The 14,876-nt window shown below is 62.9% G+C and carries 17 protein-coding genes; 6 read left to right on the top strand and 11 right to left on the bottom strand.

Annotated elements, in window-relative coordinates:
* Positions 1-5 precede the first annotated feature (5 nt).
* Positions 6-365 carry a tRNA-binding protein gene (locus FJ958_RS22115; protein ID WP_140745440.1) on the top strand — a complete coding sequence of 120 codons (360 nt, stop codon included), beginning with the start codon at positions 6-8 and terminating at the stop codon, positions 363-365.
* Positions 366-523: 158 nt separating this feature from the next.
* Here the strand turns inward: FJ958_RS22115 and FJ958_RS22110 are convergent, their stop codons facing one another.
* The 4 genes from FJ958_RS22110 to FJ958_RS22095 form a co-directional block, all read right to left on the bottom strand.
* Positions 524-1,546: a glycosyltransferase family 1 protein gene (locus tag FJ958_RS22110; RefSeq protein ID WP_140745439.1), complete on the bottom strand. Its 1,023-nt coding sequence runs from the start codon at positions 1,544-1,546 to the stop codon at positions 524-526.
* A gap of 310 nt (positions 1,547-1,856) precedes the next feature.
* Positions 1,857-3,272: an ATP-binding protein gene (locus FJ958_RS22105; protein WP_140745438.1), complete on the bottom strand. Its 1,416-nt coding sequence runs from the start codon at positions 3,270-3,272 to the stop codon at positions 1,857-1,859.
* 46 nt (positions 3,273-3,318) lie between these two features.
* Complete coding sequence (locus FJ958_RS22100) at positions 3,319-4,038, bottom strand: response regulator transcription factor (protein ID WP_140745437.1); 720 nt, start codon at positions 4,036-4,038, stop codon at positions 3,319-3,321.
* Positions 4,025-4,558 (bottom strand): MarR family transcriptional regulator, encoded by a 534-nt coding sequence (locus FJ958_RS22095; protein ID WP_181173109.1) that lies wholly within the window; start codon positions 4,556-4,558, stop codon positions 4,025-4,027. The genes FJ958_RS22100 and FJ958_RS22095 overlap by 14 nt, the downstream gene beginning before the upstream one ends.
* 261 nt (positions 4,559-4,819) lie before the next feature.
* Between FJ958_RS22095 and FJ958_RS22090 the strand changes: the two genes are divergently transcribed.
* From FJ958_RS22090 to FJ958_RS22080, 3 genes are all read left to right on the top strand, one after another.
* Positions 4,820-5,713, top strand: a complete 894-nt coding sequence (locus FJ958_RS22090; RefSeq protein WP_140692193.1) for a branched-chain amino acid aminotransferase — start codon at positions 4,820-4,822, stop codon at positions 5,711-5,713.
* Between the two features lie 145 nt (positions 5,714-5,858).
* Positions 5,859-6,176, top strand: coding sequence for a hypothetical protein (locus tag FJ958_RS22085; RefSeq protein ID WP_140745436.1), 318 nt, complete (start codon positions 5,859-5,861; stop codon positions 6,174-6,176).
* A gap of 139 nt (positions 6,177-6,315) precedes the next feature.
* On the top strand, positions 6,316-6,954 hold the full coding sequence (locus tag FJ958_RS22080; RefSeq protein ID WP_140745435.1) for an MBL fold metallo-hydrolase: 639 nt from the start codon (positions 6,316-6,318) through the stop codon (positions 6,952-6,954).
* A gap of 394 nt (positions 6,955-7,348) precedes the next feature.
* Here the strand turns inward: FJ958_RS22080 and FJ958_RS22070 are convergent, their stop codons facing one another.
* The 3 genes from FJ958_RS22070 to FJ958_RS22060 all read right to left on the bottom strand — a co-directional run bounded on the left by FJ958_RS22070 (position 7,349) and on the right by FJ958_RS22060 (position 8,717).
* Positions 7,349-7,780: a BA14K family protein gene (locus FJ958_RS22070; protein ID WP_140745433.1), complete on the bottom strand. Its 432-nt coding sequence runs from the start codon at positions 7,778-7,780 to the stop codon at positions 7,349-7,351.
* Positions 7,781-7,966: 186 nt separating this feature from the next.
* A complete protein-coding gene (locus tag FJ958_RS22065; RefSeq protein ID WP_006202521.1) occupies positions 7,967-8,179 on the bottom strand; it encodes a cold-shock protein in 213 nt (70 codons plus the stop codon).
* Between the two features lie 325 nt (positions 8,180-8,504).
* Positions 8,505-8,717, bottom strand: coding sequence for a cold-shock protein (locus FJ958_RS22060; RefSeq protein ID WP_006202520.1), 213 nt, complete (start codon positions 8,715-8,717; stop codon positions 8,505-8,507).
* Between the two features lie 484 nt (positions 8,718-9,201).
* Here FJ958_RS22060 and FJ958_RS22055 point away from each other — a divergent pair, with 484 nt between their 5' ends.
* Positions 9,202-9,606: a Kazal-type serine protease inhibitor gene (locus FJ958_RS22055; RefSeq protein WP_140745432.1), complete on the top strand. Its 405-nt coding sequence runs from the start codon at positions 9,202-9,204 to the stop codon at positions 9,604-9,606.
* Between the two features lie 261 nt (positions 9,607-9,867).
* Positions 9,868-11,502, top strand: a complete 1,635-nt coding sequence (locus FJ958_RS22050; RefSeq protein ID WP_140745431.1) for a tetratricopeptide repeat-containing sulfotransferase family protein — start codon at positions 9,868-9,870, stop codon at positions 11,500-11,502.
* A gap of 244 nt (positions 11,503-11,746) precedes the next feature.
* Here the strand turns inward: FJ958_RS22050 and FJ958_RS22045 are convergent, their stop codons facing one another.
* The 4 genes from FJ958_RS22045 to FJ958_RS22030 form a co-directional block, all read right to left on the bottom strand.
* A complete protein-coding gene (locus tag FJ958_RS22045; protein WP_140745430.1) occupies positions 11,747-12,100 on the bottom strand; it encodes a DUF1428 domain-containing protein in 354 nt (117 codons plus the stop codon).
* Positions 12,101-12,200: 100 nt separating this feature from the next.
* Complete coding sequence (locus FJ958_RS22040; protein ID WP_140745428.1) at positions 12,201-12,623, bottom strand: glyoxalase/bleomycin resistance/extradiol dioxygenase family protein; 423 nt, start codon at positions 12,621-12,623, stop codon at positions 12,201-12,203.
* Between the two features lie 149 nt (positions 12,624-12,772).
* On the bottom strand, positions 12,773-12,955 hold the full coding sequence (locus tag FJ958_RS22035; RefSeq protein ID WP_140745426.1) for a hypothetical protein: 183 nt from the start codon (positions 12,953-12,955) through the stop codon (positions 12,773-12,775).
* A 141-nt stretch (positions 12,956-13,096) separates the two neighbouring features.
* Entirely contained in the window at positions 13,097-14,623 is a 1,527-nt protein-coding gene (locus tag FJ958_RS22030) for an ABC-F family ATP-binding cassette domain-containing protein (protein WP_140745424.1), read from the bottom strand.
* Positions 14,624-14,876 lie beyond the last annotated feature (253 nt).

Genomic DNA, 14,876 nt, shown 5'->3' with positions numbered 1-14,876 from the left:
GAGACATGAGTTCGAGCAGCGAGCGCAAGCCCGAGATCAGTTTTGCCGATTTCGATCGTGTCGACATCCGCGCCGGCACGATCGTCGAGGCCGAACCGTTTCCCGAGGCGCGCAAGCCGGCGTTCAAGCTGAAGATCGATTTCGGGCCCGACATCGGCATCAAGAAATCGTCGGCGCAGATCACCAAATACTATGCGCCGGAAACGCTGGTCGGGCGGCAGGTGTTCGCGGTGGTCAATTTCCCGCCGCGCCAGATCGGGCCGTTCATGTCGGAAGTGCTGACGCTGGGCTTTCCTGACGAGGAGGGTGCTGTCGTGCTCGGCGCCATCGAGCGCAGGGTGCCGGACGGCGGGCGGCTGTTCTAGGATGCGTTGATATTCAGGTGATGCCGGCCTGCGAACGGCGGTCTCCTGCGCTTCCGGTGCTCACGTACCCAAAAGTACGCTCCGCTCCGGTTCTCGGAGCCCACCATTCTCGGCTCGGCCTGACCTGAATCTCAACACATCCTGGGCCGGCACAACTCTCAGGCCGCCAGCTTGCGCGTCCTGCCGAGCGCTTCCCCGACCGTGTCGAGGAACATTTCCGCGCAGGCTTTCCAGCTGTAGCGCATGGCGCGTTCGCGGGCCTGGGCGCGGTCGACCTTGAGGGCGGCGAGCGATGCTTCGCGCAAATCGTTGGAAACCGCGCCGCCAATGCCGTCGCCGACGATGTCGATCGGCCCGGTGACCGGATAGGCGGCGACGGGCGTGCCGCTGGCCAGCGCCTCGATGATGACATTGCCGAATGTGTCGGTGCGGCTGGGGAAGACGAAGACGTCGGCCGAGGCGTAGATCTCGGCCAGCTCGTCGTTAGGACGATGGCCCAGGAAATGCGCCTGCGGATATTTCGCCTTGAGCTTTGCAAGCTCCGGGCCTTCGCCGACGACCACCTTGCTGCCGGGCAGGTCGAGGTCGAGGAAGGCCGAGAGGTTCTTTTCGATGGCGACCCGGCCGACGCAGAGGAAGACCGGGCCGGGGAAGCCGAGGTCCTTCCGTTTGTCCGGTCGGAAATGGTCGGTGTCGACGCCGCGCGTCCACGGCCTCAGCTTGTTGAAACCGCGCGCCGAAAGGTCGTCGGCGAGCGACTGGGTTGCGACCAGCGTGCCCTGGCCGGAATTGTGGAAGTCGCGCAGCCAGCGATAGGCCCAGCTTTCCGGCACCGGCAGGCGGGCGCTTAGATATTCGGGAAAGCGCGTGTGATAGCTGGTGGTGAATGGTCGGCCGGCATTGCGGCAATAGCGCCGCGCCATGATGCCGAGCGGCCCTTCGGTGACGATGTGGATGTGATCGGTCTTGTAGCCATCGATCAGCCGCGCCACGTGGCCGGGCGTGGTCAGCGCCAGCCTTATGTCGGGATAGGTCGGCAAGGGCAGCGTGCGAAAGATGTTGGGCGTCAGGAAATCCACCCCGACGTCAAAGGATCTCAGAGTTTCGGTGAGCCGTTCCAACGTGTGGACGACGCCATTGACCTGTGGGCGCCAGGCGTCGGTTACCATCAATATGCGCATGGCGGCCCTTTGCTGGAAAGGTCGACGGTTGCCTTGAAACGATGCCGAAACGGCGACCAGCCGGCTGCAGCAGCTTCGCTCCAGCGCACCCGGGCGGGCACGGGGTCGAAGTGGGCCGGCAAGGACGAATCGAGTATGATCGCACGTTTCATGCGCGCTCTTCACCACGATTTCATGACGGGCGGATGAAGCCTGATGCTTGACGTGCCTGGAGCAGCTCACCGTTCAGGGAAACGGCGAACTCCTCTAACTTTTGTCTTTGACGCAATTCCGGACGGAAAACCGTTTTCACACTTTCCTGGAATTGCTCTTAGGCCGGAACCTTGATCACCGCGCGCAGGCCGCCAAGCGGACTGACGTCAAGGGTGATGTCGCCGCCGTGGCTGCGGGCGATGTCACGGGCGATCGACAGGCCGAGGCCGGTGCCGCTGGCATCGAGGTTGCGGGCCTCGTCGAGCCGCACGAAGGGCTTGAACACGTCCTCGCGCCTGTCGGCCGGAATGCCGGGACCATCATCGTCGATGGTGACCACAAGCGAGCCACGGCCATGATTGGCGCTGACCTCCACCGTCTTGGCATAGCGGAAGGCGTTGCCGATGACATTGGACAATAGCCGGGCGAAGGCCTTGGGGCGCACATGCACGGTCGGGTCGCCGGAAAGCGTCGTCGACAGCTTGCATTTGCGCAGGCTCGCTTCTTCGCTGAGCTTCTGGAAGTAGGCTTCGAGATCAAAGCGCCCGGGATCCTCCGAGGCCTCGCCGCGGGCGAAGGAGAGATAGCCTTCGAGCATCGACTGCATGTCGTCGATGTCCTGGTTCAGCGCCGCCTTGGTCTCAGCCTTGCCGCCGGCCAGCGCCAGCTGCAGCTTGAAGCGGGTGAGGATGGTCCTGAGATCGTGGCTGACGCCGGTGAGCATCGCGGTGCGCTGCTCGATCTGGCGCTCGATGCGCTCGCGCATCTGGATGAAGGCAAAGCCGGCGCGGCGCACCTCCTCGGCGCCGCGCGGGCGAAAATCGCGCGGCATCGGCCGGCCCTTGCCGAAGCTTTCGGCGGCCTCGGCGAGCGTCAGGATCGGCCGGATCTGGTTGCGCAGGAAGGGGATGGCGATCATCAACAGCACCAGCGAGGTGCCGACCATCCAGATCAGGAAGATATGGGTATTGGAGGCATAGGCCTGACTGCGGCGCACGAAGACGCGCAGCACCTTGTTCTCAAGCTGGACGCGCACCTCGACGATGTTGGAATTGCCCACCGTGTCGATCCAGAACGGTCGATTGATCTGGCGGGTGATCTCGGCGGAAAGAACGTCATCGAGGATCGAGAAGAACGGTTTTGGGCCGGGCGGCGGCAACGGATCGGGCGGCAGGAGGTCGACCTTCAGCTGCATGCGGTCCTGCGCGATGCGGATGATGTTGGCATAGTCGGCGTCGTGCGGATAGGTCTCGATCATGTCGATGATGGCGGCGATGTCGCGTACGGTGGCCTGCGACAGGCGCTGCGTCACGGTTGCCCAATGGCGCTCCATGAAGACGAAGGCGACCACCGATTGCAAAAGGATCATCGGCGCGATGACGATGATCAGCGAGCGCGCATAAAGGCGCTTGGGCATATAGAGCGAGACGAGGCGCCAGAACCGGTTCCAGATGCGCGGCACCGCCTTGAGCGTTCGCGTGGCGCGTGCGCTCAAGCCGTCATTTCCCGGCTGTTCCAGTCCCGTGGTCGCCATTGGCCCGTTTCATCCGTCGGCGGCCATTGCGGCCGCGGCCGGTATTCTATTCCACGCTGAGCCGATACCCAATACCGCGCACGGTCTGCAGCCAGACCGGATTGGACGGATCACGCTCGATCTTGCGGCGCAGCCGGTTGATCTGAACGTCGATGGTGCGCTCGCCGACCTCCGAATCGTCGCCGACGAGTTCGTGGCGCGGGATGGTTTCGCCGGCGCGCGCGGCAAAGATCGCCAGGATCTCCTGCTCGCGGTCGGTCAGCTTCAGCGCCTCGCCGCCGCGCTTCAGTTCGCGTCTGGCGATCTGGAAGGTGTAGGGGCCGAAGACCAGCTGTTCGACCTTTGGCGTTGCCGTCGGGCCGCCGCGGCGCAGGATGTTGTTGATGCGCAGGATCAGCTCGCGCGGATCGAAGGGTTTTGGCAGATAATCGTCGGCGCCGGCCTCGAGCCCCGAAATGCGGCTGTCGGTTTCCGACAACGCCGTCAGCATCAGGATCGGCACGTTCTTTTCGGCACGCAGCGCCTTGGTCAGATCGACGCCGCTTTCGCCCGGCATCATGACATCGAGCACAAGCAGGTCGAAGTCGAGGCCGGCGAGCTTGCGGCGGGCCTCACCGGCATTGCCGGCGACGGTGACGCGGAAACCGTTTTCGGTCAGATATTGCTTGAGAAGATTGCGGATGCGGGTGTCGTCGTCGACCACGAGCAAATGCGGCGCGTCGTCATCCGGTGCGGTCGCCTGGTCGACCCTCTCAGTGCTCTCCATGGCTTTTTCCTGACATTTTTGCGGATCCAACGTCGATCTGAGCTCTCAGTTCCGGATTGACCATCGCTTCGAGGAAGCGTTCCACCAAGGCCCGTTCGGTGGCGCCGGAATCTTCCAATGCAGCACGGATGCGGCGCGACTGTGGCCGCGCCAGCGCCAGCGCCAGCGCACGGCCCTTGGCCGTCGGATAGAGCTCACGCTGGCGGCGGTCGCGCGGACCTTGCAACTGCACGACATGATCGGTGTCGATCAGTTGCTTGAGCACGCGCGCCAGGCTCTGCTTGGTGATCTTCAGCACGTCGAGCAGTTCGGCGACCGTCAGGCCTGGCCGCCGGTTGACGAAATGCAGCACACGGTGATGAGCGCGGCCGAAGCCATAATCGGCCAGGATCTGATCGGGATCGGAAGTGAAGTCGCGATAGGCGAAGAAGAACAGCTCGATGATGGCGAAGTCGATGCCGTCCTCGACTGACATTGCGGTCCTGATCGGTTTTCCGGCTGCGTGGCTTCGATCCGTCATCATTTCTCCATGGGAACAGGAGATTATGTCAGTACTATTGACGTAATTTCCCTGCAATGATAATTTTTGACAAGCTTTTGGGCGGATTGCGAACAAAAAGGCAAGACGGGCGGGTTTTTCCGGAATTTCCTGAGTTTGCCAGAGCGCGATTATCCGCTTACGCTTCGAGACACCGGCTGGCGTCTCCAATCTCACGGCGCGGCCAAAAAGAACACGCAACGACACTGAAGATATGCGGGCCGGCGCCCGCGGGAGGTTACCATGGCATCCGTTCCCTTCGATCAACTGGACGGCTTCATCTGGATGAACGGCGAGTTCGTTCCATGGGGCGACGCCAAGATTCATGTGCTGACCCATGGCCTGCATTACGCCAGCGCGGTGTTTGAAGGCGAACGCGCCTATGGCGGCGTGATCTTCAAGCTCAACGAGCATACCGAGCGTCTGCATGAATCGGCGCGCCTGCTCGGCTTCAAGATCCCCTATTCGGTGGCCGAGCTCAATGATGCTTCGACCAAACTGTTGAAGAAGCAGGGTTTCCAGGACGCCTATGTCCGGCCGATCGCCTGGCGCGGCAGCGAGCAGATGGGTGTTTCGGCGCAGAACAACCGCATCAATGTTGCCATCGCCATCTGGCAGTGGCCGAGCTATTTCGATCCGGCGCAGAAGCTGAAGGGCATTCGGCTCGACGTGGCGGAATGGCGCCGGCCCGACCCGCGCACCGCGCCGTCGAAGTCGAAGGCCGCTGGCCTCTACATGATCTGCACCATGTCCAAGCACGCCGCCGAGGCCAAGGGATATGCAGACGCCATGATGCTCGACTGGCGCGGCCAGGTCGCCGAAGCGACCGGCGCCAACATCTTCTTCGTCAAGGACGGCAAGATCCATACGCCGAAGCCCGACTGTTTCCTCGACGGCATCACCCGCCGCACGGTCATCGGCCTGGCCAGGGATCGCGGGCTGGAGGTCATCGAACGCGTCATCATGCCGGAGGAACTCGAAGGCTTCGAGCAATGCTTCCTGACGGGAACCGCGGCGGAAGTCACGCCGGTTTCTGAGATCGGCCCCTACCGATTCGAGGTCGGCGAGATCGCCAAGAACCTGATGAACGACTATTCTGTGGCCGTTCAGCCCAAGCATGCGATCGCCGCAGAATAACGAAAGTCACAGCTTTTCGCGCAAGTAGGGGCGGTTTTCGAACCGCCCCTTTTATTTCAGCGTTTGTGCATTTGACTTTCATCCAATTCGGCGTCTCATGATGGCGTCGGCCCGGGAGGCTGGCAGCTATGGAGGGACTGGCAATATGGACATGAACACGCTTCTTCCGATCATCATTCAGATCATTACAGGCATCATCGGTGGCCAGGCGGTCGGCGCGGCGATCAAGACGGCGGCGATGGGACAGCTTCCCAAAATCCTGGCCGGAGCCGTTGGCGGTGTCGGCGGCGCGGCGATCCTCGGCAGCCTGCTCGGCGGCGGCACGATCACTCCGGAAGCGGCCGCGGCGGCGACGAGCGGTCTCGGCAGCGCGCTCAACCTGAAGAACATCGTCGGCGGCGCCGGCGGCGGGGCGATCCTGACCGCCATCGTCGGCGCGGTCATGGGCGCCATGAAGAAGTAGGCGATTTCTGTCTAAGATTTTCGAATGGGCGGCTTCGGCCGCCCATTCCGTTTTAAGACGACTGACTGTTCGTCTTTCGAGGGGTGGACGCCTCTCACCGGCGCCTCTACATCACCGCTTGGACATCGAAAGGACGATCATGGGTCAGCTCAATGCCGGCATCGTACCGGTCACACCGTTCCAGCAGAACTGCACCATCCTGTTCGACATGGACGACAAGCACGGCGTCGTCGTCGATCCGGGCGGCGACATCGACAAGGTGCTGGGCGTGTTGAAGGACAATGCGATCACGGCCGGGGCCATCTGGATCACGCATGGCCACATCGATCACGCCGGCGGTGCGATGGAGCTCAAGGCGGCGCTGGGCATCGAGATCGTCGGCCCGCACGAGGCTGACAAACCCTTGCTCGACAATCTGGAAAACCAGGGCAGGCGCTACGGCATCGCCGGTTCGCGCAATTGCGTGCCCGACCGGTTCCTGACCGAGGGGGAGAGCGTGTCGTTCGGCTCGCATCGCTTCGAGGTGCTGCATTGCCCCGGCCACGCGCCGGGCCACGTCGTCTATTACAACCGGGCGGCCAAATTCGCCCATGTCGGCGACGTGCTGTTTCGCGGCTCGGTCGGCCGCACCGACCTGCCGGGTGGCGACCATGCGGCGCTGATCGCTTCGATAAAGGACAAGCTTCTGCCGCTTGGCGACGATATCGGCTTCATCTGCGGCCATGGGCCGGGCGGCCGCTTCGGCGAGGAGCGGCGGACCAATCCGTTTTTGGTCTAATTCAATAGGGATTCAGACGATCCCGAACCAACTTAACCAAGCCGTTTCCGAAAGCTGGCGCTGCCCCTCATTGTCCTGCCGGACGTTCGTCGTTCGAAAAGCCAAGCAATTGGCTTTTTCGTCCGCTGTGCGGACCACTTCTCAACTCCCCGTATAGGGACGGGGAGAAAGACAGCCTGCACCGAGGATTTCGCCAATCTCCAGCGTCGCAGTACCAGCGCCAGCATTGCGGTCAGTTCTCTTCTCCCCGTCCCTATACGGGGAGAAGGTGCCGGCAGGCGGATGAGGGGCGGCGCTGACTTTTGCAAACGCAGATTGCCGCCTCAAAATCCTAGAGCCCAAACAAAAAACGCCGGCCTTGCGGTCAGCGCTCTTTGTTTGGGGCAGGGAAGCCTCAGTTGGCCGTGCAGAAATGCTGTTCGCCGTCATTGCCGGTGAAGGTGCCGGTGCGGGAATTGAAGGTGCGGTAACGGTCCGAGCAATACTCGTACCAGCCCCGCGTCCACGGCTCGGCATACCGGTCGGCATACACCACCCGAGGCTCCGCGTAGTAGCGGCGGACAGGGGCCGGGCGCACGCTCACGTCACGATCATAGTAGTAACCGTCATCGTAATAGTCAGACGGCGGGGGTTGCTGGTTGGCCAATGCACCGCCGATCAGCGCACCGGCGGCGAGGCCGAGGACGCCGGCTGCGACGGCGTCGCCATGGCCGTGACCGTGATGATGCCAACGATGCCAGTCATCGGCGTTGGCCGCGGGCAGGGCCACAAGCATCGTGGCGGCCACGGCGGCGGACAGCACGGCTGTCTTGAAAATTCGGTTCATGTCGATCTCCTTCGTGCCGGCCCGTATGATTTTTCGGGGATGCGGTCCGGCTTTACGAAAGATTAATATGAGACCGTGGCTGAACGGGGGCTGAACGGATTAATGTGCCGCGCCGCCACAAGCATCAAAAAACGCACGCTCCAGAAAGCGGACCTGGCCTGCCGGAGCGTTCGGCCTGAAGCCGGCTCAGCCGATCGACAGGTTGACGGCCTTCGGACCCTTGCCGCGTTTATCCGGCTCGGTGTCGAATGTCACTTTCTGCCCATCTTCGAGACCGGGAAGACCCGACGCCTGCACGGCCGAAATATGGACGAAGACATCCTTCGCGCCATCGTCCGGCGTGATGAAGCCGAAGCCTTTGGCATGGTTGAAGAATTTGACGGTGCCGGTCTGCGGCATGGGAAGCTCCTTTGATCCCATAAACTCCAGTCTCGGGCCGGCAAATGCCCGAGAGGAAATTTGTCCTTTATTTTAGCGTCATCGGCAAGAGAAAGTTTTGCGGGGACTTAAAGCGCGTTGCGCTTTAAGTCCTTGTTATGACGCATGTCGTTGACCCAAAACCGGAACCGTTTTGGGGCGACATGCTTTTATTCTGTTCCGCGCGGATATGAAAAAGGCGCGACAAAAAACGCCGCGCCTTCAAAAATCTGTCTGCGGGCCCAGAGGCTGGGCAAGCTCCGACCCTCATTCGCCCGCCATCAAGAGCGGGCGGCGTCCCGATGGTTCAGGCCGCGCGGAGATTGACCGCCTTCGGGCCCTTGCCCATGCGGTCCGGCTCGACGTCGAAGGTAACCTTCTGGCCGTCGACGAGCGTGCGCAGGCCCGATGCCTCGATCGCGGAAATGTGGACGAACACGTCCTTGGCGCCGCCGTCGGGCGTGATGAAACCGAAGCCTTTGGTCGCGTTGAAGAATTTAACGGTGCCGGTCTGGGCCATTGGGGAAACTCCTTCACCCGTTCAGTCTTTGGTGGTCCTGCCCGCCACCTGGCGTCGAGGGCAGTTCCCGGTGGTTGCTTTCGGCAGTCATGCATTGGCGCATTGTCAAAACCCCCCGCCGAAAAACGGGGCCGTCAGAGATTCACAGTATCGGGGAAAGGTCGTCCAAAACGTTCCGCTCTCCGGGTCGCAAATGCCCGAACACGGAATTTATCGCATGGAAACGTGAAGGTTGCAAGATAGCGCCGCGGGCCGCCACTATGAGCGCATCCCGACGCAAGAATCGACCGATTTGAGCGTCGACCGGCCGCAGATAGGCCTCGTTGCCGGGCGGGTCATCGGCCCACAGCCGCAGTCACGCATGGGCCAGGGACGTCTTCGATCTCGCCCGCCACGCCCCATACCCTTTTCCCGTGTGGTGAACCGCGACGGGGTTGCATTTGACAAGGGAATGGCCAGGATCGGGACCGAGGGAGAGATCAGCATGAAGTTTCTGGCGTCAATCTTTTCGCGGCAAGGGTTCGCCGTTCTGTTTCTGTCGGCGCTTCTGGCCGCCTGCACCGTCGTCGTTGATGATGGGCCGGGGCCACGCCCGCGTCCGCCGCGCCCCGAACCGCAATTCTGCACCAAGCAGTATGAGCCTGTCTGCGCCCGGCGCGGCGGCGACCGCCAGACCTTCGCCAATGCCTGCCTTGCCGACCGCGCCGGCTACCGCATCGTGCGCGACGGCCCCTGTCGCGACGGCGGTGGAGGTGGCGAAGAGCAGACCTTCTGTACCCGTGAATACGCGCCCGTCTGCGCCCGTCGGCATGGCGAGATGCGCACCTTCCCCAACGCTTGCGAGGCCCGCGCGTCGGACTACCGCATCGTTGGCGATGGGCCGTGCTGAGGGACTGTTGCCCTCTTCCTTCCAGCAGGGAAGAAGGCAGGCGCCGCTTGCGAGCGAGCCCATTTGCCGGCAACGCAATGGCCGAGGCAGACAAGCAAAGCCTTGAACCTTTTGCGCCAATGGCCTAGATCGCGGCAGGCGGACAAACACGGCAGGTTTCCCATTAACAGAGATCAGAGAAGAGCGGCGGGTGCGGGAGCCAGGCCTGGCGCGGCCAAGTCTGGCGCGGGAGGCCAGCCGCCGCTGGGCCTCGACCAGTATGTGCAGCAGGCGCTGCAACTGCACCAGGCCGGGCGCCGGCAAGAGGCTGAGTCAATCTACCGGCAGGTGCTGGCGCGTCAGCCCAAACACGCGGCGGCCGCGCATTTCCTGGGATTGCTGCTGCATCAGACCGGGCGTAGCGAAGAGGGGCTGGAACTCCTCGAACAGTCGGTGAGCCTGCAGCCGACGAATCCCGATTTCCTCAACAATTTCGGCACGGTGATGCGCGACCTCGGTCGCGTCGCGGCGGCGATCGATTTCTTCCGGGGCGCGGTGGACCTGCGGCCGGAACAGCTGGCGGCACGCGACAATCTCGGTTCGTCGCTGAAGCAGCTCGGCCAGTTCGAGGAGGCCGAAGAGATCTATCGCGGCACGATCGCGCGCAATCCATTTCATGTGCGCGCCCGCATTGGGCTTGCCGAAACCCTGCAGGAAGCCGGGCGGCTGGACGAGGCGCTGTCTGCCTTCCGCGAAGCGCTGGCGATACGCCCGAAGGATGCCGACTTGTTGCATGGGCTCGGCGTCGGGCTGATGGAAAAGGGCCAGCTCGACGAGGCGGCGGATCTGTTCCGGCAAGCAGTGGAGGTCCAGCCCGCCATGGCCCGTGCCTGGCTGATGCTGACGCAGGTCAAGCGGCAGAAGGAGCGCGACGCCGAATTGGCCGGCATGGAGGCCCAGCATGCCAAGGCGCCGCAGGACAGCCTGGCCCGCATGCAGCTGTCCTTCGGCCTCGGCAAGGCCAACGACGATCTGAAGGACTATAGCAGGGCCTTCGACTATTTCGCCGAAGGCAATGCCATCCGCCGCAAGGGCATCGACTACGATCCCTTGAAGACACGCGCCGAGTTCGAGGCGATGAATACGGTGTTCGATGCCGGCTTCTTCGAAAGGCACAGGCCGAGCGCGATCGCCGATGACGCGCCGATCTTCGTCGTCGGCATGCCGCGCTCGGGCACGACGCTGGTCGAACAGATCATCGCCAGCCATCCGCGGGTCTATGGCGCGGGTGAGCTCAGCATCCTGAAGAAGGCGGTGGGCAAGCAGTTTCCGTCGAACATGCCGGGTGGTTTCCCCTGGGGCGTATCCGACGCGGATGATGCGGATTTCGCCGAGGCGGGGCAGGCCTATCTCGACATGCTGCATGCCCACTATCCGCATATGCGCCACGTCACCGACAAGATGCCGGGCAACTTCCTGCTCGTCGGCTTCATCCACATGATGATGCCAAAGGCCAGGATCATCCACTGCGCCCGCGATGCGGCGGCAACCTGCCTCTCGATCTATAAAGTGCATTTCCGCGGCGACAGCCATCGCTATGGCTATGACTTGGCCGAACTCGCCGATTTCCACAATCTCTACACAGACATCATGGCGCATTGGCACAAGGTGCTGCCCGGTGTCGTGCATGATGTGCGCTACGAGGATTTCGTCGCCGACCAGGAAGGGCAGAGCCGGGCGCTCATCGACTATCTCGGGCTGCCCTGGGACGACGCCGTGCTGTCGTTCCACGAGACCGACCGGCCGGTGCGCACGGCTTCCGCCGCGCAAGTGCGCCAGCCGATGTATCAAGGCTCGGTCGACCTGTGGAAGCGATATGGCGACAGGCTGAAACCGCTGCTCGACAGACTGGATTAGCGCCCCCCTTATGGATTAGCCGAAGCCCACCCAGCTTCGTCATCCACGGGCGGAGCAGCCGCGAAGCGGCGTCGCGAAGACCCGAGGATCCATGCCGAGACGTCGATCGAAGGATGCAACGGCGCAGAATTCTGCACCGTTTTCAACGCTTTAACGTCACGGCATGGATCCTATGGTCTGCGCCGCGTCTCTGCGCTCCTTGCTCCGCCATAGGATGACGAAGCGATAGCGTTGCGCCAGTTTCTCAAAGCTCCATGAAGGGCTGGAAGCCGCCGAAGATCATGCGCTTGCCGTCGAACGGCATTGTTTCCATGTTCGGCTGCAGGCGCGGGTCGGCCATCACCTTGGCCACGACCGCGTCGCGGTTCTGCCTGGATTCATAGAGCACCCAGGCGAAGACGACGATCTCGTCCTCCTTGGCCTGCACGGCGCGCGGAAACGAGGTGATCTCGCCATAAGGCACGTCATCGCCGACGCATTCGACATAGGCGAGCGCCCCGTGCTCCTTCCAGACGGTGCCGGCGAGATTGGCCAATTTCTTGTAGTCGTCGAGCTTTGCCTTGGGCACGGCCAGCACGAAACCATCGACATAGGACATTGTGGGCTCCTTTGTTGAAGTCGGGCGCCGGGCCGGCAGGATGCAACCCGGCGCAGGTGAGCGCATCACGCCCTTGGGGAAAGGGCGCCGGCTCGCCAGTTTACTTGACCGGTGCGTTCATCGCCCAGGCAACGCCGAAGGGATCCTTCACCTGGCCCCAGCGATCGCCCCAGAACATGACCTGCAGCGGCGTCACGACCTCACAGCCGGCGTCGACGGCACGCTTCCACCAGGCATCGATATCGTCGCTGCCGAGATGAAGCTGCAGCGTGTAGCCTTGCGCCGCCTGATGTGGATGGCCGTGTTCGGGATAGGCATCGCCGAGCATCAGCGTCGAGCCGTTGACGTGGAGATGGATGTGCATGGTGCGGCCCTTCTCGTCCGCCGGATAGGAAAAGACCTGCTCGGCGCCGAAAGCCTTCTTGTAGAATTCCGCGGCCTTGAAGGCGCCGTCCACCTGGAGATAGGGCGTCAATCCGCCGAGCACTTCCGCCCTGGGCTGAACTGGGGTCTGGTCAGTCATGTCTTGCTCCTCTTTGCGTTCGTTTGGCCTCGCCAATCGTAGGACGGATGAGGTGACGGCAATCCTACATGGCCGTTAAATTTTTCTCGCAGACCGAGCCTTGAGAGGCGGGCCGCCAGCGGGCTTGACGCATGATTGACTGGCCGTGGTCATATGACCTTGGCAGAGAAGGTGGCCGCGCGACGGCTGTTCTTGGCGTCGAAGAGTTTCGGAAAGCCGACGTCCTTGCGCAATTCGGCCGGCAGCGCAAGCAGGATGCGCTCGCTGCGGTAGCGGGCGCGCGCCGCAGCGTATTGGGTTGCGATGCGACCGATGGATGAAAGGACCGACATGGTAAGTTCTCCCTGGTTGGCGCCGGCATCATCGTGTCGGCATTCCAAGGACGTGGCATCGGGCGGCGATCCGACAGATCGGGCAGAATTTTCTGTACGGGTGTGCGCCGGTCCGTTGTTTTCAACGGGCCGGCTCGTTTCTCAGGCCGCGGCCTGTGCCACCTGGCGGAAGAAATCCTCGGGGTCCTCGACCTCGGTCAGCCGCCGCTTCTCGATCAGCCAGAAGCGGTTACCGATGGCGCGGATGAAGGAGCGGTCGTGGGAGGCGAGCACGCAGCTTGCCTGGTGCTTCAGCAATTCCTCTTCCAACGCTTCCTGGCCGTCTATGTCGAGATGATTGGTCGGCTCGTCGAGCAGATAGAAATTGGGATTGTCGAGCCTGAGCGCCAGCATCACCAGCCGCGCCTTCTGGCCGCCGGACAGCACGCCGATCTTGCGCTCCTGCATGTCGATGCTAACGCCGGCGCCGGCGAGCAGCGACCGCGCGCGCTGCTCCCCGACATCATGGCGGCGCGAGAGCATCATCAGCGGCGTGTCGTCGCCGCTGATGCCTGATAGGGCCTGATCGCTGTAGCCGAGCACCGTTGACGGCGTCACCTTCACGTTCTCGGCGGTTTCCGGCTCGAGGATGGCGTTGCGGATCAGGGTGACGAAACGCGACTTGCCGACGCCGTTGCGGCCGAGCAGCACGATGCGGTCGCCCTGGCAGATGTGGCGCCTGCCGGTCCTGAACAGCAGCGTGCCGTCGGGCGTCTCGACGGCCGCGTCGTCGAGCGTGATCAGCACCTTGGCGTGCGTGCCGCGATTGGCGAGTTTGATGGCGCCCGCCGAGCGCTCGCGATGCGCCGCGACAGCCGCGTCCTCAAGCTTTTCCGCGCGCTCCTTGAGCTGCCTGGTCTTGATGGTCAGCAGGTCGCTGCCGGAATTGATGCCGATGTTGTTGAGCTTGGCCGCCTGCTTGCGCAACTGCTGCGCCACCTTCATGTCGCGCTCGAACTTGCGGGCCGTCGAGGCGTCGACTTCGTCGAGTGCATTCCTGGCCCGTGAATAGGGGAGAGAAAACACCGGCGACTGTTCCGGGCGCAGGAACAGCGTCCGGTTGGTGGTCGCGTCGAGGAAGGCCCGGTCGTGGCTGGCGATCACCACAGGCACCTCACGCGGCAGCGCGTTGAGCCAGGTTTCCAACTGGCTGATGCGCGCGAGGTCGAGGTGATTGGTAGGCTCGTCGAGCAGCAGCACATCCGGGTCAGTGACCCAGACGCGGGCGATCAGCGACAGCCTTTGCCAGCCGCCGCTCAGCGCCTGCATGGGGCGCACACGCATGTCCTCGGGTACGTCGAACGAGTCAAGAACGACGTCGACACGCCACATCTCGCTGTCGGCCTGTCCGGGCGGCAAGGCGTCGGCCACCACCTGCTGGAAGGTGCGGCCAAACAGGGCAGGGGGAACCGACTGTTCGACATGGCCGACGCGCAGGCCGCGCGTGCGGGTGATGTCGCCTGATGTCGGTTCCATCTCGCCGGTCAGGCATTTCAGCAAGGTGGATTTGCCGCGGCCGTTGGCGGCGACGATGCCCAGCCTGTCGCCGCTGCCGATGGTGAGGTCGAGGTTGGAGAAGAGCGGCGCGCTCATGGTGACGCCGAGGGATTTGAGGCTGATCAGGGCCATTGCGATTTCTCTGGTCTGTCCGGAGGCAAACTCCGGTTCGATGCACTTTGACGGTCCGCGTGCCGGCCATCAGGCTCAGGCATTGCGCACCACGAAGGGCAGACCAAAAAATCGAAGCGGGAAAAACCCGGACCGTCCTGGTCAGCCCTGCAAGCAAGCTTGCAGGGCGGAAATCGGGCCACGCTGACGATGGTGACGATAGAACGTAAACACGTGAGCCCTCCTTTCAAAGACGTTTGAGTGTCGGGATTGG

Source organism: Mesorhizobium sp. B2-3-5, assembly GCF_006442395.1.
Classification (GTDB): domain Bacteria; phylum Pseudomonadota; class Alphaproteobacteria; order Rhizobiales; family Rhizobiaceae; genus Mesorhizobium.
Note: the sequence above shows the minus strand (reverse complement) of the source record. Positions and strands in the feature narration are given on the sequence as shown.